This window comes from Pseudomonas sp. KD5, assembly GCF_012932895.1.
Taxonomy (GTDB): Bacteria; Pseudomonadota; Gammaproteobacteria; order Pseudomonadales; family Pseudomonadaceae; genus Aquipseudomonas.
This window is the reverse complement of the sequence record NZ_JDWJ01000002.1, coordinates 117353-136805: the sequence shown is the minus strand read 5'-3', so window position 1 is coordinate 136805 and position 19453 is coordinate 117353. Positions and strand designations below refer to the sequence as shown.

Annotated in this window: 21 protein-coding genes; 12 read left to right on the top strand and 9 right to left on the bottom strand. The window is 59.3% G+C overall.

From position 1 onward, the window contains the following. Positions 1-54 precede the first annotated feature (54 nt). The 3 genes from AF70_RS04330 to AF70_RS04320 form a co-directional block, all read right to left on the bottom strand. The gene (locus AF70_RS04330) at positions 55-384 is read right to left on the bottom strand and encodes a hypothetical protein (RefSeq protein ID WP_018928995.1); all 330 of its coding nucleotides are present in this window, start codon (positions 382-384) and stop codon (positions 55-57) included. A 75-nt stretch (positions 385-459) separates the two neighbouring features. Continuing rightward, positions 460-1140, bottom strand: coding sequence for a phosphoribosyltransferase (locus AF70_RS04325; protein WP_028940696.1), 681 nt, complete (start codon positions 1138-1140; stop codon positions 460-462). Between the two features lie 65 nt (positions 1141-1205). Further along, on the bottom strand, positions 1206-2093 hold the full coding sequence (locus AF70_RS04320; RefSeq protein ID WP_028940697.1) for a universal stress protein: 888 nt from the start codon (positions 2091-2093) through the stop codon (positions 1206-1208). Between the two features lie 259 nt (positions 2094-2352). On the opposite strand from AF70_RS04320, the gene AF70_RS04315 reads away from it, so the two are divergent. Beyond that, entirely contained in the window at positions 2353-3576 is a 1224-nt protein-coding gene (locus AF70_RS04315; RefSeq protein ID WP_026331625.1) for a DUF3422 domain-containing protein, read from the top strand. Positions 3577-3594: 18 nt separating this feature from the next. On the opposite strand, the gene cobF is transcribed toward AF70_RS04315, so the two are convergent. Then, positions 3595-4350, bottom strand: coding sequence for a precorrin-6A synthase (deacetylating) (gene cobF, locus AF70_RS04310; protein WP_028940698.1), 756 nt, complete (start codon positions 4348-4350; stop codon positions 3595-3597). Beyond that, positions 4350-4922 carry a histidine phosphatase family protein gene (locus tag AF70_RS04305; protein WP_026331624.1) on the bottom strand — a complete coding sequence of 191 codons (573 nt, stop codon included), beginning with the start codon at positions 4920-4922 and terminating at the stop codon, positions 4350-4352. Before AF70_RS04305 ends, cobF begins: the two co-directional genes overlap by 1 nt. Positions 4923-5388: 466 nt before the next feature. On the opposite strand from AF70_RS04305, the gene AF70_RS04300 reads away from it, so the two are divergent. From AF70_RS04300 to AF70_RS04250, 11 genes are all read left to right on the top strand, one after another. Then, positions 5389-6243: a MurR/RpiR family transcriptional regulator gene (locus AF70_RS04300; protein WP_018928989.1), complete on the top strand. Its 855-nt coding sequence runs from the start codon at positions 5389-5391 to the stop codon at positions 6241-6243. A gap of 2 nt (positions 6244-6245) precedes the next feature. Further along, positions 6246-6890, top strand: a complete 645-nt coding sequence (locus AF70_RS04295) for an isochorismatase family cysteine hydrolase (RefSeq protein WP_028940699.1) — start codon at positions 6246-6248, stop codon at positions 6888-6890. Then, positions 6887-8218, top strand: a complete 1332-nt coding sequence (locus AF70_RS04290; protein ID WP_028940700.1) for a glutamine synthetase family protein — start codon at positions 6887-6889, stop codon at positions 8216-8218. Before AF70_RS04295 ends, AF70_RS04290 begins: the two co-directional genes overlap by 4 nt. Then, the gene (locus AF70_RS04285) at positions 8202-8954 is read left to right on the top strand and encodes an N-formylglutamate amidohydrolase (RefSeq protein WP_019578736.1); all 753 of its coding nucleotides are present in this window, start codon (positions 8202-8204) and stop codon (positions 8952-8954) included. Before AF70_RS04290 ends, AF70_RS04285 begins: the two co-directional genes overlap by 17 nt. A 53-nt stretch (positions 8955-9007) precedes the next feature. After that, positions 9008-10357 carry an APC family permease gene (locus AF70_RS04280; RefSeq protein ID WP_028940701.1) on the top strand — a complete coding sequence of 450 codons (1350 nt, stop codon included), beginning with the start codon at positions 9008-9010 and terminating at the stop codon, positions 10355-10357. A 119-nt stretch (positions 10358-10476) separates the two neighbouring features. Beyond that, positions 10477-11493, top strand: a complete 1017-nt coding sequence (locus tag AF70_RS04275) for an arginine N-succinyltransferase (RefSeq protein ID WP_028940702.1) — start codon at positions 10477-10479, stop codon at positions 11491-11493. 61 nt (positions 11494-11554) lie between these two features. Further along, a complete protein-coding gene (gene astA, locus AF70_RS04270; protein WP_019578733.1) occupies positions 11555-12589 on the top strand; it encodes an arginine N-succinyltransferase in 1035 nt (344 codons plus the stop codon). 462 nt (positions 12590-13051) lie between these two features. Continuing rightward, positions 13052-13828 (top strand): hypothetical protein, encoded by a 777-nt coding sequence (locus AF70_RS04265; protein ID WP_028940703.1) that lies wholly within the window; start codon positions 13052-13054, stop codon positions 13826-13828. Beyond that, entirely contained in the window at positions 13825-14466 is a 642-nt protein-coding gene (locus tag AF70_RS04260; protein WP_028940704.1) for a hypothetical protein, read from the top strand. Before AF70_RS04265 ends, AF70_RS04260 begins: the two co-directional genes overlap by 4 nt. Positions 14467-14501: 35 nt before the next feature. Further along, positions 14502-14678 (top strand): hypothetical protein, encoded by a 177-nt coding sequence (locus AF70_RS04255; protein WP_019578730.1) that lies wholly within the window; start codon positions 14502-14504, stop codon positions 14676-14678. 204 nt (positions 14679-14882) lie between these two features. Next, on the top strand, positions 14883-15752 hold the full coding sequence (locus AF70_RS04250; protein WP_028940705.1) for an oxaloacetate decarboxylase: 870 nt from the start codon (positions 14883-14885) through the stop codon (positions 15750-15752). A gap of 51 nt (positions 15753-15803) precedes the next feature. Here AF70_RS04250 and hcnC read toward each other — a convergent pair whose 3' ends face one another. From hcnC to AF70_RS04230, 4 genes are all read right to left on the bottom strand, one after another. After that, on the bottom strand, positions 15804-17063 hold the full coding sequence (gene hcnC, locus AF70_RS04245) for a cyanide-forming glycine dehydrogenase subunit HcnC (protein WP_028940706.1): 1260 nt from the start codon (positions 17061-17063) through the stop codon (positions 15804-15806). Beyond that, positions 17056-18465 (bottom strand): cyanide-forming glycine dehydrogenase subunit HcnB, encoded by a 1410-nt coding sequence (hcnB, locus tag AF70_RS04240; protein WP_019578727.1) that lies wholly within the window; start codon positions 18463-18465, stop codon positions 17056-17058. Before hcnB ends, hcnC begins: the two co-directional genes overlap by 8 nt. Beyond that, positions 18462-18776: a (2Fe-2S)-binding protein gene (locus AF70_RS04235; RefSeq protein WP_019578726.1), complete on the bottom strand. Its 315-nt coding sequence runs from the start codon at positions 18774-18776 to the stop codon at positions 18462-18464. The genes hcnB and AF70_RS04235 overlap by 4 nt, the downstream gene beginning before the upstream one ends. 286 nt (positions 18777-19062) lie before the next feature. Beyond that, entirely contained in the window at positions 19063-19386 is a 324-nt protein-coding gene (locus tag AF70_RS04230; protein WP_019578725.1) for a hypothetical protein, read from the bottom strand. Between the last annotated feature and the right edge of the window lie 67 nt (positions 19387-19453).

Sequence of the window (19453 nt, the reverse complement as noted above, 5' to 3'; positions counted from 1 at the left end):
CAAGGCTGTGCGGGAGGGATGGGGGTCGTAGGAACTGCCCCTGCGACCGGCGGTTTACCGTTGCGCCAACTCATGCCGGATGCATTGCTCATAATACGTTTGCTTGATGCCGGCAGGCTTGAGACGCGAAGGGCTGTTATAGGTTTGCTCCGTGATGCCCATGGCCGTCATGCGCATCCACGGCCGGGGAAACTTGCGCGATTGCAGCTTCTTGCGTGCTCCGTAAAGCGTAAGCCCGGAAAGTTTCGAGGCTTGCGCGCCCTCGGCTATTTCCGAGCCCCAGCTGCATACATAGCGAGAGTTCTTGCTCAGTTCCTTTGCCTGGGCTCCAAACGAAATAGCCACCAGGACAAACGTTGCAGTCATCCATACCAAAGTCCGCATATCGCCAATGCCTAACCTGCTGAAAAGAAAGCAAGTTTGACAACGAACCGAAGATCGGGGGGCCAGCAGTTTGCCTCATTTCATCATTGATTCTCTCTGCCAGGCCCGATGTAAAAGATCGATGACCTCTTCATCCGACGTCTGAGTGAAGTCCGTGTACCAATAGCCGATCGATACCAGCCAATCGGGGGTGAGCGGGCAAATCAGCTCGTCCACTTCATCACGCAGCGCCTCTGCCGTTTCCATGGGGGCCACCGGTACGGCAACGACGATGCGCGATGGTGCTTGCAGGCGCACGGCCTGTATCGCGGCCATCATCGTGGCCCCTGTCGCCAGGCCGTCATCGATCAGAATCACCACTTGATCCTTGAGCGCCAAAGGCCCACGGGATTCCCGGAATAGCTGCTCGCGGCGCAACATTTCCTGCGTTTCCTTCGCCACCACAGCGTCGAGCGTACGCTGGTCGATGCCGTTAGCCCGCAGCGCATCGTCATTGACGATTTGAATGCCACCGCTGGCGATAGCGCCCATGGCGAATTCCTGGTGGGACGGCACGCCCAGCTTGCGGACCAGCATCAGGTCCAGGCGAACCTCCAGGGCCGTGGCCACTTCATAGGCGACCGGCACGCCGCCACGGGGTAAGGCCAGGACAATGACATCGGCTCTTTTAGCGTATTTAAGCAACGGTTCCACCAGGCTTCGGCCGGCATCAACCCGGTCATTCAAGATGGTTTGCAATGAAGGACTGTGATTCATCTGAAAACCTCCCTGGGGCGGGAACCCCGAAACGGGCAAGTCAATTTCGCCAAGGATGCTTGCGACTACACCGCCAGAATGCTGCAAGGCACCTGATACAGAATATGTTCGGTCGTGCTGCCGAGCAGTTTCTCCAGGCTGCCGTACTGTGTTCTGCCCATCACGATCACATCTATCTGGTGTTCGTGGGCGAACTCACTCAGCGCCGACACCGGATGCCCCGTGATGAAATGCCGGCATTCAGCGGGCACGCCGAACCGGGCGGCCAACTTGAGGAATGAGGTTTCCAGGTCCTTGCGCAATTCCCGGGTAAGCTCCGATAGCGTCAGGCCACCACCCAGATCCGCCAGAAAAGCGGCCGGAATGTCACATGCGTACAGCAGATGCAACTCGGCATTGCATTGCAGCGCAAGGGCAGACGCCTGCAGGATAATCCGGTCATTGAGTTCGCTGTTCGAAGGCTCGGTATCGACAACATCAACCGCGGCCACCACCTTCTGCGGCAAGGCATGGCTTTGGGCGCCCACCAGATAGACCGGCACCGGACAATGGCGCAACAAACGCCAGTCCAGCGGCGTAAAGAACGCGCGCTTGAGCACGGGCTCATGCTGGACTTGCTTGATCAACAGATCGGGGTGCATTTCCGTGACGTGATCAAGGATGTCCTGGCGCATGTTGTCGGCCCAGGCGACCTCGGTTGTCACCTCGATCCCCCTGCCCTGCATTTTTTCCGCCTGATCCTTGAGCCAGTCGCGGTGTTCTTGCAGGTAGCTCGCCCGTGCCACTTTCCGGTCGCCCTCTTCGAGCAACGACAGAATGTCCAACGAGGGGATCAGCGCAGCAATATGCAAACTCGCCCCACTGGCCTTGGCCACGGCAGCGGCATGGTTGAGCGCGGGAGACTGGCGCAGGAGCGGGTTGATGATCAGTAATAACCGTTGATACTGGCTCATGATCTGACTCCGGACAGCGATGGCGTTTTCGCCAGGTCAGCAACCCGGCTTCAGCCCAGACTCCCTCCTTAAAGTCTCTTGGGCCTTGATTTATATCAATCCCCTGTGGGCGTCATTGAAGGTGCCCACTTGGGAAAGAATAGTTCACAACGGTGTTGTGGAAATGCCCACCGGATGGTCGATGGCTCGGGTTTGTTTGTGACTCAAGAATCGGTCACCCAGTCCCAAGAACAAACAACTCCAACATGGCCTCGACAGCATGCACCCGCAAAGACTGACCCTGCACAATGAGTTGCACGCGCGCCCTTCGCTGTATTTCGACGAACCCGCCCACGTGTTTCATCTGGCGTTTCTGGCTAATGACGGGCAATGCGACACCCTGCTGAGTCGCTGCTGCCCCGGCCCCGTCGACCCGGATGCAGCCCAGGGCATCACCAGGCTTGAGGGGCATGCCTTGAAGTGGGAGCGACACGCGGAGTTCCTGACGCTGACACTGGTGGTGCCCTCTTCCAGTCAGGAGCCTGACTGGAGCCAGCCCCCCAAGACTTTGATGGACCGCGTCGAACCCTTCATGCAGCACGTGATCAACGCCGTGCAGATTGTGGTGCGCAACGACGCGTCATTTTCCGGCGATCTGTCGGTTTATGGATTCAAAGACCCTTGCGGCTCATGCATAGGCGGTGGCGATGCGACGGTCTGGAGCGATTTTCGCCTGAGCGAGGACGGCACTAACCGTTTCCTGTTCGTCAACAAGCGCCTGAATGCCTATCGCCAAGGCCGGATGATCCGCCGCCTGCTGGAAATCGAAACCTACCGCATGATGGCGTCGCTTTCCCTTACCACCGCGAAAACCTTGAGCGCTCAGCTCAACGTCTTCGATAAGACATTGGTCAACCTGTCGGAACGTAACGCCGGCCCCGATACCGGCAATGCGAAAGCGTTGTTGACTGATATCGCCAGTCTGTCGGCGCAAGTGGTCAGCAGCACCGCGAAAACCCGACACCGCTTCAGCGCCACCCAAGCGTATGCCCAGCTGGTTTTCGAGCGTTTGGGCGAACTCAGGGAAACTCACGTGGGCGATTGCCAGCGACTGGGGATCTTCATCGAAAGACGCTTCAAACCTACCGTCAGGTACTGTGACGTCACCGAACAGCGCCTGGAGCAGTTGGCCAAAAGCGTGGCCAACCTCGGGGATCTGCTGCAGGCGCGGGTGCAGGTTGAAATGGAAGAACAGAACTCGGAAATCCTGAGCAGCCTGAACGCTCGCGCCGATACCCAAATCAAAATCCAGCGTGCGGTCGAAGGCTTGTCGATTATCGCCATCACCTATTATTTGCTGAGCCTGTTCAAGCTGTTCTACTCAGGCCTGCACACCCTGGGCGCGGACATTTCCGCGCGGGACGCCATGCTGGCCATGACCCCGCTCGCACTGTGCATCCTGCTGTTTATTTTGATCAGGATCAGAAAGGCCAAAGAACACTGATCAATCGGTTGGCGGCGTTCAAGGCTTGCGCAACAGGTAGGTATCCATGATCCACCCGTTGGCCAACCGCGCCGCCTTACGCACCCGCTCAATTTCATCGGCCACGTCTTTGAGCTTGCCGCTGATCAGGATTTCATCCGGCGTCCCCAAATAGGCCCCCCAGTAAATGTCTGTCTCCTGATCAGCCACGTGATGGTAGGCATCTTGCGCATCCAGCATCACCACCAGGCTGTCGGCATCGCTTACTTGGCCGGCCGCCAGCCGTCGACCGGTGGTGATTTCAACTGAGCGACCGATGCTGTTCAGCGGCACTTTATGTTGCGCCGCCAACGCCTGCACGCTGGTGATGCCGGGGATCACCTCGAATTCGAACAGACAACGACCGGACGCCAGAATCGCCTGCAGGATCCGAATGGTGCTGTCGTACAACGCCGGATCGCCCCACACCAGAAAACCGGCGCACTGGTCGTCGGTCATTTCCTCATCGATCAGCCGCTCGAACGTCTGCTGCTTGGCACGGTTCAGGTCTTCGACGCTGGCGTTGTAGACCACATCCCCGCGCTCACGCTCCGGGCTGTGGGCTTCAACGAAGCGGTAGTCGTGATCGGTGATGTAGCGCTCGCAGATCTCGCGACGCAGGTCGATCAGTTTGTCTTTGCTCTGGCCCTTGTCCATGAGGAAAAACACGTCGACCCGGTTCAGCGCCTTCACCGCCTGCATCGTGATGTAGTCGGGGTTGCCAGCGCCGACACCGATGACCAGAAGTTTTTTCATCACAGCGCTCCTTCAGGGTCCATGCCCGTCAAACGAAACCGCCAGCGACCGTTGAACCGCAATTCGATGGCCGACAACGGTTCGACGTCGATCTGGTTGAACGCCGCGCCCTGCAACACCTGCATCAGCGCGGCGCGAATGACAAACGGATGGGTGATGGCAACGACATGCTCCGGTGTTGCCTCAAGGGTCTTCAGCCACGCGGCCACCCGCTCACCGAGCTGCGCCACCGATTCTCCACCGTGGGGCGCCGACGTCGGGTCACTGAGCCAGGTCTGAAGCGTCTCGGGTTCGGATGTTTGTAAGTCGTCGATCGACGTGCCTTGCCAGCGTCCGAAATCGCAATCCCCCAGTGCCGTGACAATCTCCACGTTGTCGCCAAACAGCTCAGCGGTTTGCCGGGTCCGCAGTTCAGGGCCGCAGAGTAAACGGGGGGCTCGCTTGAACTGACGACTGCGCGAGCCCTTCGCCGATTGCCAATCCATTTCCACGGGTTCATTCGTAGGAAAACGCGCCAGTTTCTGTGCGACGGTTCGAGCGTGGCAAATCAGGGTCAAGCGGGTCGCCTGCACGGAGGTTCTCTCTGTCAGTGGAATGAAAGACGGCACGATGCCGTGCATTGTGCCGCAAGAAACGCAATCTGAATGCCTTCCTTGTAGCAGCTGCCGAGCCTGCGAGGCTGCGTTCGGCCGCGTAGCGGTCGTAAACCCTGAGAGCACAGTGTGCCTGACGGACCGCAGTGCCCGATTTTACGACTGCTACGCAGCCGAACGCAGCCTCGCAGGCTCGGCAGCTGCTACGGCATCGGGCTCGCAGCCCATTTTATTCCTGGACAGGGTCGATATCTCACACCTCTATGGGCGATGTCCTACAAAACCTGTCGACATCCACGCAGCCCCGCACGCACGGGGGTTTCGCCCCATTTTAGTGCTTTTAAAATCCGCACAAAAATTCACTAGACATGTAGCGCACGTTACATAAATACTAATTTAGCGATTTATGAAATGAAACCGACATACCCATCCAGCAGGAGCCCGGATGCCCCCTCTCAGAGACCTGATCACCGAGCCCGGCCTGGACTTCACGCCGTCGGAACGCAAAGTCATACGTGCATTGCTGGACCAGTACCCGCGTAACGGACTGGGCCCGATGTCACGCTTGGCCGAACATGCCGGTGTCAGCGATCCGACCATCGTGCGGCTGGTAAAAAAACTGGGTTTCAGCGGTTACGCCGATTTTCAGGAAGCCTTGCTCAGTGACATGGATCACCGCCTGCGCTCCCCCAGCACCCTGTTGCAGCCCCGCGCCCAACTCAAAAAAGATGACCCCTGGAGCCATTATCTGGCAGACAGTCATCGGGCACTGGTAGAAACCCAGGCGCTGACCCAGCCTGAAGATGTGCGGATTCTGGTGGAGTGGCTGCTCGACACCCGCCACCAGGTCCACTGCTTTGGCGGTCGCTTCAGCAGTTTCCTCGCCAACTATTTGCTCAATCACCTGCGCCTGTTGCGGCCCGGCTGTTTCGCCCTGGAAGACAACGCCCAGTTACCGGACCGGTTGTTTGACGTGCAGCGTCAGGACGTATTGCTGGTGTTCGACTATCGCCGCTATCAGTCCCAGGCCCTGCGGGTCGCCAATGCCGCTAAGAGCCGACATGCGCGTGTCGTGCTGTTCACCGACATCTACGCATCACCGCTGCGGGAAATAGCCGACCTGATCATCAGCGCACCGGTGGAATCGGCGTCGGCCTTCGACTCGATAGTGCCGGCGCTGGCCCAGGTCGAGGCACTGATTGCCTGCCTGACCCTGCGCAGCCCCGATCTGGCCGATCGCCTGGAAGGCATCGATGCCCTGCGAGCCGACTTCGACACTCACCTGCTGGAGGATAAATAAGGATGTTCATGCTCCCCCACCATTCGCCCCGGGACTTGCCGTTTACCGCCGATCACACCGCGCTGTTGCTGGTGGACATGCAACGTGCCTGGCTTGAGCCGCAATTCGACCCGCACCTCAACGAGCCGGATGCCGACTACTTCCTGACCCGCGCCCGCACGCAGGTGGTGCCCAATCAACGCAGGCTGCTCAATGCCTTTCGCAGCGCCCGGCAAAACGTGTTGCACACACTCATCGAAAGCCTCACCGCCGATGGCCGCGACCGTTCGCTGGATCACAAACTCTCGGAGATGCACCTGCCCAAGGGCAGCCCGCAAGCGCAAATCATCGAAGAGCTGACGCCGACCGAAAACGAAATCGTGCTGCCCAAGACCTCTTCCGGGGTGTTCAACTCCACCAGCATCGACTACGTGCTGCGCAACCTTGAAACCCGCCACCTGATCATCGCCGGCATCGTCACCGACCAATGCGTCGACATGGCCGTGCGCGACGCCGCCGACCGTGGCTACCTGGTAACGCTGGTCGAAGATGCCTGCGCCACCTACACCGAACAACGGCATCACGCCTGCCTGAACGCCATCAAGGGCTACTGCTGGATCACCGACACCCAGACTGTGCTTGGCCGGTTGCAGGAGATCCAGCCATGAGCGAACGCCTGTCACCACTGCCCATGACCACCATTGTCACCACCGACCTCATCGGCGTGACACGCGGCCGTTCCTTCCCCACCGACGAACTCGATGCCTATCAAGTGGCCGGTTGCGGCTGGGTGCCGGCCAACAGCGCCCTGACCCCGCAAGACATCATCGCCTCCAGCAACCCTTGGGGTGCTTATGGGGATTTACGGCTGGTTCCCGACTTGAGCAGCCGCGTGACTGTCAACAACGGCCCGGATGCCGACGCCCCGGCGCTCGACTTCATTCACGGCGACATTCGCGAAACCGATGGCCGTCCGTGGGGTGCTTGCCCTCGTACGCTGTTGCGCAACGAGGTGGAGCGCTATCGCGATGAGTTGGGGTTGCAGATCAATGCCGCGTTCGAACATGAATTCAACCTCGACAGCGGCGCGGCGGAACACCTGGCGTTCTCTCTGGAAGCCCAGCGCCAGGGCGCCGGGTTCGGCGGCTGGCTGCTCAGTGCACTGCGAGCCGGCGGCGTCGAACCGGAAATGTTCCTGCCGGAGTACGGCAAGCACCAATACGAAATCACCTGCCGCCCGGCCCTTGGTGTCGCTGCCGCCGACCGCGCGGTGAACGTGCGCGAGATCACCCGTGAGATCGCCCGGCAAATGGGCCTTGGCCTGAGTTTCGCCCCCAAGACGGCCGAGCATGCCGTGTGCAACGGCGTGCATTTGCACGTGAGCCTGCAAGACATGGCCGGCCAACCGGTGATGTATGACGCCGACACCGCCAACGGCCTGTCGACCCTCGGCCAGCATTGGGCTGCCGGCGTTCTGCATTACTTGCCAGCGCTCTGTGCGTTCACCGCGCCAACGCCGATTTCCTATGAACGCTTGCAGCCCCATCACTGGAGCGCTTCCTACGCCTGCCTCGGCCAACGCAACCGCGAAGCGGCGCTACGGATTTGCCCGACCGTCAGCCTGGGCGGCAAATCCGTGGCGATGCAGTACAACCTGGAATTTCGCGCCATGGACGCCACCGCTTCACCGCACCTGGCCATGGCTGCATTGCTGATCGCCGGGCGCCTGGGTATCGAGCAGCGCCTGGCGTTGAACGCCATCACCGATGAAATCCCTGACTCCCTGAACGAAGAGCAACGCCAGGCCCGCGGCATCGTCGCCCTGCCCGCGTCGCTGTCCCGGGCACTGGATTGCCTGCGCAACAGCGAGGCGCTGATCGAAGCCCTGCCGAGCGCGTTACTGGATACCTACTTCGCCCTGAAAACCGAGGAACTGACGCTGACGGAACAGCTCTCGCCCGCCGACCTCTGTGAGCACTATGCGCGCCTGTACTGAATCCGCAGAACTGGGCCTCTACACCCGGCCTGCCTACACCCTGAGCCGGGAAGCTTCCGAGCACCCGCTGATTCTGGTGTGTGAACACGCCAGTCGTTTTATCCCGGACGGGTTAAACGACCTGGGCCTGAGCGAGGAGGCCGCCCGCGAACACATCGCCTGGGACATCGGCGCCCTGGCGCTGGCCGAGGGTTTGGCCGAAGCGCTGGGCGCGACCCTGTTGGCGGCCAACTATTCGCGGCTGTTGATCGACCTCAACCGCCCGCGCCACGCGCCGGACAGCATTCCGTTGCAGAGCGAGATTTATCAGGTGCCGGGCAATCGCGATCTGGACGAGGCCACCCGTGAATACCGCCGGCACTGCCTGTTCAAGCCGTTTCATGCGCGCCTGCAAACCTTGATCGACGCCCGTGTGGAGCAAAATAAACCGGTTCGAGTGGTGGGGATTCACAGTTTCACGCCGATATATTACGGCCAGCCACGATCGCTGGAAGTCGGCGTGTTGTACGGCCAGGCCACGGAATACGCCCAGCGAATGATCGACGGCCTGAGCCGGCACCCATTGAAAGTCGCCGGTAATCAGCCATACAAAGTCAATCCGCTGGGTGACATGACCGTACCGGTTCACGGCGACGCACGCGGGCTGGACTCGGTGCTGATCGAGGTGCGCAACGACCTGCTGCGCACCCCCGAGGACGTCAGTCGCTGGACCGACTATCTGGCGCCGTTGCTATAGCAACAGCTTCAAACTCGCAGCGTGTAGCTGCTTATATCAAGGAGAACGGCTTCATGGACATTGAAGAATTCGGCTACAGGCAAGAGTTGAAACGTAGCCTGTCACTGACCGACCTGGTGGTGTACGGGATGATCTTCATGATCCCCATCGCTCCGTTCGGCGTGTATGGTTACGTCAACGCCGAAGCACCCGGCATGGTGCCGCTGGCCTACATCATCGGCATGGTAGCGATGCTGTTCACCGCCCTCAGTTACGGCAGCATGGCCCGGGCCTTTCCGGTGGCAGGCTCGGTGTATTCCTACGCACAACGCGGGCTCAACCAACATGTCGGGTTTATCGCCGGCTGGCTGATGCTGCTCGATTACTTGCTGATTCCACCGCTGCTCTATGTGTATGCGGCGATGGCACTGAATCACTTGTACCCGGACATCCCGAAAGTCGGCTTCATCCTGGCCTTTCTGGTCAGCGCCACTTTCGTCAACCTGCGGGGCATCACCTTCACCGCACGCATGAACATCATCTTCCTGCTGGCGCAACTGGTGGTGCTGGGGATCTTCCTGTTCTACGCCTGGACTGCCTTGCACAGTGGCGGCGGTAACGGTCAGCTGACCCTGGCGCCGCTGTACAACCCCGAAACCTTCAACTTCGCCCTGCTGATGCAAGCGGTGTCGATTGCGGTGCTGTCGTTCCTCGGTTTCGATGCCATTTCCACCCTCGCCGAAGAGATCAAGGGTGATCCGGGCCGCAGCGTCGGCAAGGCTGCGCTGATCACTCTGCTGGTGATGGGCGTGATCTTCGTCGTGCAGACCTGGATCGCCACCGACCTGGCCGCCGGCCTGGGCTTCAAGTCCGCCGACACCGCGTTCTATGAAATCGCCGAAATCGCTGCCGGTAGCTGGCTGGCCACCCTGACCGCCGTGGCCACCGCGCTGGCCTGGGGTGTGGCGGTCGCCATCACCTCCCAAGCGGCGGTTTCGCGACTGCTGTTCGGCATGGCCCGGGACGGCAAACTGCCAAAAGTGCTGGCCAAAGTGCACCCGAAACACAACACACCGTACTTGAGCATTTATCTGGTGGCGGTGTTGTCGCTGGTGATCTGCTACCTGTTCATCAACTCGGTGGACACCCTCACCTCCCTGGTGAACTTCGGCGCCCTGAGCGGCTTCATGCTGCTGCACCTGACCGTGATCAACTACTACTGGCGCCGGCAGCAATCCGGCCAGGTGATCCGTCACCTGATCTGCCCGGTCATCGGCTTCATCATCGTCGCGGCCATCATGTACAACATGGGCGTCGATGCACAGAAACTCGGCCTGATCTGGATTGCCCTGGGCCTGGTCTATCTGTTCTTCCTCAACAAACTGGGTACCAGCACGGCACTGCCCGACCCAAGCAATGGCTGACAAGAAAAAGAGCAGCGTCTGACACGATTTCAGGCGTGCGCCGATTTAACGCGTGGAAACCGACAGTGATAGTCAGGTTCGGTGCAAGCCGCCGAACCTTTTGATACAGGAGTATGTCCATGCTGGTCTTACGTCCAGTCGAGTTAACCGACCTGCCCCAGTTGCAGCAGCTGGCGCGCGACAGTCTGGTGGGGGTCACGTCCTTGCCGGACGACACCGAACGCCTGAGGGAGAAAATTCTCGATTCCTGTGCTTCGTTCGAAAAAGACGTCCAGGGCCAAGGCCCGGAGAACTATTTCTTCGTGCTGGAAAACCTGACGACTCGCCGTCTGGTCGGCTGCTCCGAAGTGCTCGCCACCGCCGGGTTCGGCGAGCCGTTCTACAGTTTGCGCAACCGCCATTTCACCAGCGCCTCACGGGAGCTGAACATCGAACATGGGGTGCCGGCGTTGTCATTGTGCCAAGACCTCAGCGGTCACTCTTTGCTGCGCGGTTTCCATATCGACTCGGCACTGGAGCGCACGCCATTTTCCGAGTTGCTGTCCCGGGCGCGGCTGCTGTTCATCGCCGCCCACCCGGAACGTTTTGCCGAAGCGGTGATCACCGAGATCGTCGGTTACAGCGACGAACAGGGGCAATCGCCGTTCTGGGATGCGCTGGGCAAGCATTTCTTCGATTTGCCTTATGTCGAGGCCGAGCGGCTTTGCGGCCTGCAGAGCCGGACATTCCTCGCCGAATTGATGCCGCAATACCCGATCTACGTGCCGATGCTGTCGCAGGCTGCGCAAGATTGCATCGGCCGGATCCACCCCGATGGCCAGGAGGCCTTCGACATTCTGGAGCGCGAAGGCTTCGAGACCAACAGCTACATCGACCTGTTCGACGGCGGCCCGACGCTGTACGCCCGCACCTCAAGCATTCGTTCCATCGCCCAGAGCCAGGCCGGCACAGTGCAAACGGGCTCGCCCATCGACGCCCGCGGCAGTTACCTGGTGAGCAACGATTCTTTGAAGGGCTACCGCGCCATCGTCGCCGAGCTGGACTACAGCGCCGGGCAACCTATCGCCTTGAGCGCCGAGATGTGCGCGGCCTTGAACGTGACCGACGCCAGTGCGATCCGGCTGATCGCCCTGTGAGCGGCAACCGGCCCCAAGCCCAACGACAGCGCCCGAGCAGGCGCGAAGAAGGAGCTGCATCATGATTTTGCGCCCGGTTCAAATGACCGACCTGCCCGCTTTGCTGGAATTGGTACAACGGGCCGGCCCCGGGTTCACCACCCTGCCGGCCAACGAGGAGCGCCTGACCCACCGGGTGCGCTGGGCCCAGCGGACTTTCGCCGGACAGGTCGAGCGCGCGGATGCCGACTACCTGTTTGTGCTCGAAGACGATGATCAGCAAGTGGTCGGCGTCAGTGCCTTGGTCGGGGCCGTCGGTCTGCGGGAGCCCTGGTACAACTATCGGGTCGGGCTCACGGTCAGTTCATCGCCGGACCTGGGTATTCAGCGCCAGATCCCCACGTTGTTCCTCAACAACGAAATGACCGGGCAATCGGAAATCTGCTCGCTGTTTCTGCGACACGATCAACGCTATGGCAGTAACGGTCGATTGCTGTCGCTGGGGCGTCTGCTGTTTGTTGCCGAATTCCCCCAGCTATTCGGCGACAAGCTCATCGCCGAACTGCGCGGCAGTGCCGACGAACATGGCTGCTCACCGTTCTGGGACAGCCTGGGCCGGCACTTTTTCAAGATGGATTTCAGCCATGCCGATCACTTGTCGGGGCTGGGCAGCAAAGCGTTCATCGCCGAACTGATGCCGCGCCAGCCGCTCTACACCTGCCTGCTTACCGAACAGGCCCAGGCGGTGATCGGCAAGCCCCACCCCAACACCGAACCGGCGCTGAAGATCCTCACCGCCGAGGGGTTTGCCCATAAGGGTTACATCGACATCTTCGACGCAGGCCCGGTGATCGAAGCCCCGGTGTCGAGAATCCGCGCGGTGCGCGACAGCCAATCATTGATGCTGGCCATCGGCACGCCCGACGACCAGGCCCCGGTATGGCTGATCCACAACCGTCGCCTGGAAAGCTGCCGCATCACCACCGCCCGGGCGCGGCTGGTGGGCAATAGCCTGGTGGTCGACCGCCTCACCGCCAAACGCCTGCAATTGCAGCCCGGCAGCTCGATACGTGCGGTGCCGCTGCGCAACCAACAGCAGCAAGCGGTAGCGGCGTGAGCTGTAGCCGCTGGCGAAGCCTGCGTTCGGCTCGGGCCGCGTTCGGACGTAGCAGTCGTAAAACCTGCCATTTCGGTCTTTCAGACTGATCGTCGATTAAACATGACTTCCGATCAAACGTGCCTATCGGATGGCGAGCGCTTCGCACTCGAACGCAGCCTTCGGCAGCTTCTACGCAGGATCGTATGAAGGTCAGGATTGATATCAATCCTGATTAACGGCCCCCGATCGCTGTTGACCAGGCGATTCGTTTCGTTGGTCAGAAATCGCTACCTCCCCCCCCCGGCCTGTCGCGAACAACCTGACATTGCCAAAAAATTGCACCACCCACCGAAACATTCAACCTCGACAAACACATCAAACAACAACTAACAATACCAACTTACAACTACAAAATTGCCTTTACCAAAAGACATCCCCATACTCAAAAAACGCCAACAAACCCCACAACAAAAAAAACTTATGATTAGAACTTTAATTTCCAAGAAGCTGACACCAACCGAAATAACCACTCTCATTAAAACTTCAAACATGACAGCAGAAATCAAAGACCTGATCAGCAACTTTAATATTCAACCAACACTCACCAAAACTATTGCGCGACGTGCAGCGATCATGAACATCACCAACCCGCACACAGGAAACATTACACTGCACTGCACCGACATCGGCAATATCAGCATCAAGGTACCGCACGTCCAATCAGTACCGTCACCGCTGTACTCGGTTCCTGGACAATCCATTTTGTTTGCGATTAACAAACAGTCTTTCATCGTCCACCGATATACCGTTGAAAATGATCGACTAACAGTGAAGGACGCCGTCATCGTTGATGAAAGCAACCCACTGCCCATCGATGGTGCACAGACGCTGTACGATTGCGACCCAACGGGCCAAGGGCACAATGCATTTATCGGCAGCATCAACCTGCCGGACAGAAGTGCAGACATCAGTGTGTTTGACCGTACCTCATTGCGCAAAATCGCCTGGTTCCCGCATGACGATAGCGCCGCACGTTATCTGGTGAGTCTTGAGCTACTGGAAGCCGCCGAGGATCCCGGGGCCGGGAAAGTGGCAGAAGAATTGATTTATCACTACCACCCCGCTATTGCGTGGAAGGCGTTTCAGGTGCTTTACCAAGCCGATCAGGAGGCCGCACTAAATTACATACCGCTATTAAGAAACCTGCAAAACCGTCGCCTTGACCATTTACTCGATCAGTTCAAGGAATCGGCATGAAACTGAAGACATTTATTGAGCGTATGTCGGCTTACGATCTGCAGCGAGACAAACCAGAAATCATTAGCGATCTACGTCGACTGGCGACAAACCGCACGTTGCTGAGCGAACACCTTTACACCACCATTCAGCGTGACGGTTTCAGTACCCGCAACAGTCTTTACAGCGCTTATGCATTTGTACTGCACTACAATGAATTATTTACTGTCCGCTTGGGGTTCTGGTCGCCAGTTACGTCACAAGACGAAAACGAAACATTCATCTACAACCTGAACCACACCCACGATTTTGAACTTTATGCGGTGGGCTATAGCGGTGACGGCTATACAACCGTCACACGAAGAATACTTGATGACGCACCGCTACGAGTTGGGACAAGACCCGCACTGGGTGAAAAGCGATTACTTAAACTTTCGCCCGGCGAAGTCCTGCACATGCTTCCACTGCAAGAGATACACAAGCAACTTCCACCCCAAACAATGTCTGCATCGCTGAGTTTGCTTATCCACCCTCAGCGTTCGGTTAAAAACCAAGAAGCCTGGTGCTTCGACGAAAACCACGTGCCGACTTACCCCGGCATTGCTACGCAGGAAACAGCACTCTTTGAAAATGCGCTGTCACTCCTTAACGATGGGTAGTCATTCACTGCCCCAAAACACCAAAGGAAAAACATATGAACAAGCCAATGAACAACTGGAACGAAACCCCACTGCTGCGCGCAGCTACCAACGTGATCAACACTCCGGTCAAGACCACGATGGAAGCGCCATGTGCCTCTTTCATGCCTCGATATAACGTGGGCAATATCCACGAAATCAAGCAAATCTGGAGCGTGCCAGCCAAAGACTGAAGACACTCGTAGTAACGCACTACCTGGCTGCAGACCGACAAGGTCTGCAGCTTTTTTTTAATCCAGAAATGGCATTGACGAAAATACCGCTTCCCTCCGGCAAATTCGTCATCATCCTTTACCCGCCCGCGTGATAGCCTTTTGTTCCTTCGGCGTTGACACTTTTGCTCAAGCCCTTCCATTCCTTTATATGGTGGAACTCGTATGTCCAGGCTTTCTCATCAAGATTTGCGCCGTAATTTCCGCCAACTGCTCGCTTCCGACACCTGCTACCACACGGCCTCGGTCTTCGATCCGATGTCGGCACGCATCGCCGCCGACCTGGGTTTTGAGGTGGGAATCCTGGGTGGTTCGGTGGCGTCGTTGCAGGTATTGGGTGCCCCGGACTTTGCGTTGATCAGCCTCAGCGAGTTCGCCGAACAGGCCACCCGCATCGGCCGAGTGGCGCAATTGCCGGTCATTGCCGACGCCGACCACGGCTACGGCAACGCGCTCAATGTCATGCGCACCATCGTCGAACTCGAACGCGCCGGCGTGGCCGCCCTGACCATCGAAGACACCCTGCTGCCGGCACAATTCGGTCGCAAGTCCACTGACCTGATCACGGTCGCCGAAGGTGTCGGCAAGATCCGCGCGGCGCTGGAAGCCCGGGTCGACTCGGAAATGGCGATCATCGCCCGCACCAACGCAGGGATCCTGCCGGTCCAGGAAATCATCAGCCGCACCCAGCATTACCAACAGGCCGGGGCCGACGGGATTTGCATGGTGGGCGTGCAGGATTTCGATCATCTGGAACAGATCGCCGAACACCTGAGCGTACCGCTGATGCTGGTCACCTACGGCAACCCGTTGCTGCGCGACGACAAACGCCTGGCCGAATTGGGTGTGCGAGTCACCATCGACGGCCATGGCGCCTACTTCGCAGCGATCAAAGCCACTTATGACAGCCTGCGTGAACAACGCCAGATTTTCACCCAGGCCTCCGACCTGAACGCCACCGAACTGACGCATACCTATACGCAGCCGGAGGACTACATTCGTTGGGCGAAAGAGTTCATGAGCGTCAAAGAATGACGGCACAAGCGCCCTCACCACAGCGCTCGCGCGTCTGTCGTGAGGGTGCAGTCAAACCATGTGCACTGCTTTCGATTCGACCTCCGGCGCCACCTCAAACCGATCCGCCAGAAACGGTGTGATATCCAGCGGCAACGGCTCGTTGTTCACCAGTTTGTCCAGCAACACGCCGGTAATCGCCGAGGTCAGGATGCCGGTGCGGAAATGTCCGCAGGCATTCAGGTAACCCTGCACGCCTTTCATCGGCCCGAGAATCGGCAGTTCGTCCGGCGAACCAGGACGTAACCCGGCCCAGCAACGTTTCAGGTTGATGTCGGCGAGCGCCGGAATGCAGCGCACTGCGCCTTGCACCAGACCGCGGATTTCCGGGTAGGTGGTGGTCACGTCGAAACCTTTGTCTTCGGTGGTGCTCCCGATCAGGATTTCGCCGTTGTCTTTCTGCGCCACGTAACAGTCGCTGGTGGTCAGGCAACCGCGCAGGATCTTCGGCATACGCTCGGTCAGCAGGATCTGGCCCTTCACCGGTTTCACCGGAATGCGAATGCCGGTGGCCTGCTCGCTGAGGTCGGCGGCCCAGGCACCAGCAGCGTTGATCAGCGTATCGCAACGGAACACGCCGGCCTCGGAGGTCTGCACGCCAGTGACCTGCGAGCCGTGGTGCAGCACCCCGGTGACGTTGGTGTTGAAATACAGGTCCACACCGTTTTGCCGCGCGCCTTCGGTGTAGGCGTCGGCCAGGCGGAACGGGCTGACCTGATGGTCGCAGAGAAACTCCAGCGCCCCCCTCGCCTCATGGCTGACACTTGGCTCGACTTCGCGCAGTGCCGCTTGATCAAGCCAGCGCACCTGATCCGCCAGGTGCGGAATGCACGCCACGATGTGCTCGGCGTAGAGCCGGTCTTCATCGTCGTAGATCACGAATTTCAAGCCGGTCTTCTCGAACTTGAAATCCATCCCGTGATTGTCCTGCAGCTCCCGGTGCAAATCCGGGTACATCGCGTTGGACTGCAAGGCGAAATCGAAGAACGACTGCGGCAGGATATGCGGCGTGCTGGAGTCCACCGCCACCGCCGCGCCCTGGGCTTCGCGCTTGCGATTGGCCGACATCATGCGGAAGAAAATCACCCCGCAGCCCAGGCCTACCGACTCACCGATCGCCCACAAGCCACCGGCCGAAGCGCGGGTCGCGTTACCGGGCCGCTTGGCGTCGATCAGCGCGACTTTCAGGTGTTTGCGCTTGGATAACTGATAGGCGCAGGACGCCCCGATCACACCGCCGCCGGCGATGATTACATCGTAGAACTTACTCATGGCTTGCAGCCTCCGTGCCGACAGACTGGAATGCTGAAAAAGGAATCGGGTCGACGGGAAAGCGCGGTCGCAACCAACCCACATCTTGCCGCCCGGTGGCTTCGCGCAAACGGTCGGTGCAATAGCCGACACACATCCGCCCCTGACAGTCGCCCATGCTCACGCGGGTACGCATTTTCAGGCTGGCCAGGTCTTGCACACCCTGCTCCAGCGCCCGATCGATGTCGGCGCGCGTCGCGTGCTCACAGCGGCAAATCACCGTGTCGGCGACCGGCAATGCGGTCTGCCCGGCACCGCGTGCGGTGTAACGGTCGACGGCGGCGCGAAAGCGCACGATGGACTTGAGTTTCGACAGGTAGCGGTCACGTCTGACCCGCGCCAACTCCGCGTCCAGCACATCCCGTTGCAGCAGGATCGACACTGCTGCGATTCGTCCCGCGAGCATGGCCGCCTCGCCACCGCGAATTCCGCCCATGTCACCGGCCAGATGCACATGGGGTTCGCTGCTTTGCTGCCAGACATTGGCGCTGGCCCGCAGGTAGCCGTCATCGTTGAAGCCGTGGTCCAGGCCCATTTGCTGGCTGAGTTGGGTGCGAGGAATGAAGCCATAGCCGACCGCCAGGGTCTGCGCGGCAATCCGTTCGGCGCGGCTCAGGTCTGGCTCCCAGGTGCTGGAGTACGGCGCAACGGTCACTGATTTCAACTCTTCCTCGCCTTGAGCCTCGACCACGCCCCAACCATAGTGCATGGGAATGCCGTGCAGTTTCAGGTATGCGAGCATGCTCAAACCGTCGAGGAACAACTGCGGTTTATTCAATAGTGCGAGGCTTTCCCGGGCGATCTTGCCGAACGCACACGCCTCGTAGACCCCTGCGACGCTCACCCCCGAAGCGTGCAGCTGGCAGGCCACCAGCGGCAACAGCGGACCGGTGCCGGCGATCACCACCGGCCCCTGGGGTTGAACGACGCCGCTCTTGATTTGCAGTTGCAAACCACCCAGCAGAATCACCCCAGGCAAGGTCCAGCCGGGGAACGGTACGCTGCGCTCATGGCAACCGGCAGCCAACAGCAGCTGCGGGTATTGGACCTCCTGCAAATGCTCATTGACGTCCAGCACCACCAGCGCCCGGGTACCTTCGGCGCCGACCACGCGGTGGTTCAAGCGCACGTCGATCAGGCCCGACTGCTCGTGGAATTCTCCATGCAGTTTGGCCAGCACTTCCGAATAGCGTGGCCCCAGGTAATCCAGTTGCACGTTATCGCGCAAGGGGCCGCGATAGACCACCCCGCCAAGACGCGAAGCCTCTTCGAGCAAGGTACAACGCACACCATGGCGCGCCAGTTCAATGGCCGCGGCCATACCCGCCGGCCCGCCGCCGACGATCACCGGTTGCAGGCTCATAAAACCTCCTGCCCGGCGATACGGTTGACCCGGGTTTCGATGCTCATGCCCTCACGCACGATTGTCTGGCAGGCGCGCCGTTTGTGCCGGCCATCGATTTTCACCAGGCAGCATTGGCACACGCCCATGCCGCAATAGGCACCGCTGATTTGATCGTGATCGTTTCGGGCCACCTGGCGAATGCCCAGTGATTGAATGACCGTCAGGACAGTTTCGCCGATGGCGGCGCTGACGGTCTGGCCATTGATGCGCACAGTCATATCCGCCCGCACCAGCGGCTGGATATCGAAGGTTCGGTTTATGCGTTGCATTGCGATTGTTCATCCGTGAAAGGTTCAGGTGAGATTCTTCAGCTCCATGCTGCACTACACCTTGCGGGCCACCTGACTAATAACAACGAGAAGGTCTGCACTGGTACTTCGACAGCGCATCAGCTGCGCGTCAAAGCAATGTAGTCGATACCGCGGGATGGGGCTTGATCTTTGATGCTAGGAGATATCGCTGAAGGAAATATTGATCCAGGCCAGTGAAAACACCTGCGTCCTATCCCACATCGTCGCTAAGCATTGCGCTAAGCGTTTTTTGGCTGCAAACGAATTACTTGCGCTTGTAACTCTTGTTACCACTGGGCGTCAGGCAATACACCCCGCCTCTGGGCCCGGTGCAGAACGTACCGGTGCCGCAGGCGCAGCCGTCGGTTTCCTGTAACAGCGTCTGCGGTCGCGCCTGGCCTTGAGTGCCAAACATCGCCGAACAGCTTTTCTTCGAACCGCTGATGGAGCCGTCATTGCACAGGAACAGATCACCGTCGCAACGATCGATACCGCCCTTCTTCCCCGAACACGGCGTATTGGCAGCCCAGGCGGATGAACCGAACAGGCACAACAACAGCACAAATATTGGCATCCAGCCACGAACCATTAAAGTGCGCACGGTGCAGCTTCCCTTTAGAGTCATGGCTGGATGATATCAATGTTGCGACCAGCCT

Bases quoted from the DNA above. Each gene is read 5' to 3' on its own strand.
- AF70_RS04330 (WP_018928995.1), bottom strand. From the start codon at position 384: ATGCGGACTTTGGTATGGATGACTGCAACGTTTGTCCTGGTGGCTATT.
- AF70_RS04325 (WP_028940696.1), bottom strand. From the start codon at position 1,140: ATGAATCACAGTCCTTCATTGCAAACCATCTTGAATGACCGGGTTGAT.
- AF70_RS04320 (WP_028940697.1), bottom strand. From the start codon at position 2,093: ATGAGCCAGTATCAACGGTTATTACTGATCATCAACCCGCTCCTGCGC.
- AF70_RS04315 (WP_026331625.1), top strand. From the start codon at position 2,353: ATGCACCCGCAAAGACTGACCCTGCACAATGAGTTGCACGCGCGCCCT.
- cobF (WP_028940698.1), bottom strand. From the start codon at position 4,350: ATGAAAAAACTTCTGGTCATCGGTGTCGGCGCTGGCAACCCCGACTAC.
- AF70_RS04300 (WP_018928989.1), top strand. From the start codon at position 5,389: ATGCCCCCTCTCAGAGACCTGATCACCGAGCCCGGCCTGGACTTCACG.
- AF70_RS04295 (WP_028940699.1), top strand. From the start codon at position 6,246: ATGTTCATGCTCCCCCACCATTCGCCCCGGGACTTGCCGTTTACCGCC.
- AF70_RS04290 (WP_028940700.1), top strand. From the start codon at position 6,887: ATGAGCGAACGCCTGTCACCACTGCCCATGACCACCATTGTCACCACC.
- AF70_RS04285 (WP_019578736.1), top strand. From the start codon at position 8,202: ATGCGCGCCTGTACTGAATCCGCAGAACTGGGCCTCTACACCCGGCCT.
- AF70_RS04280 (WP_028940701.1), top strand. From the start codon at position 9,008: ATGGACATTGAAGAATTCGGCTACAGGCAAGAGTTGAAACGTAGCCTG.
- AF70_RS04275 (WP_028940702.1), top strand. From the start codon at position 10,477: ATGCTGGTCTTACGTCCAGTCGAGTTAACCGACCTGCCCCAGTTGCAG.
- astA (WP_019578733.1), top strand. From the start codon at position 11,555: ATGATTTTGCGCCCGGTTCAAATGACCGACCTGCCCGCTTTGCTGGAA.
- AF70_RS04265 (WP_028940703.1), top strand. From the start codon at position 13,052: ATGATTAGAACTTTAATTTCCAAGAAGCTGACACCAACCGAAATAACC.
- AF70_RS04260 (WP_028940704.1), top strand. From the start codon at position 13,825: ATGAAACTGAAGACATTTATTGAGCGTATGTCGGCTTACGATCTGCAG.
- AF70_RS04255 (WP_019578730.1), top strand. From the start codon at position 14,502: ATGAACAAGCCAATGAACAACTGGAACGAAACCCCACTGCTGCGCGCA.
- AF70_RS04250 (WP_028940705.1), top strand. From the start codon at position 14,883: ATGTCCAGGCTTTCTCATCAAGATTTGCGCCGTAATTTCCGCCAACTG.
- hcnC (WP_028940706.1), bottom strand. From the start codon at position 17,063: ATGAGTAAGTTCTACGATGTAATCATCGCCGGCGGCGGTGTGATCGGG.
- hcnB (WP_019578727.1), bottom strand. From the start codon at position 18,465: ATGAGCCTGCAACCGGTGATCGTCGGCGGCGGGCCGGCGGGTATGGCC.
- AF70_RS04235 (WP_019578726.1), bottom strand. From the start codon at position 18,776: ATGCAACGCATAAACCGAACCTTCGATATCCAGCCGCTGGTGCGGGCG.
- AF70_RS04230 (WP_019578725.1), bottom strand. From the start codon at position 19,386: ATGGTTCGTGGCTGGATGCCAATATTTGTGCTGTTGTTGTGCCTGTTC.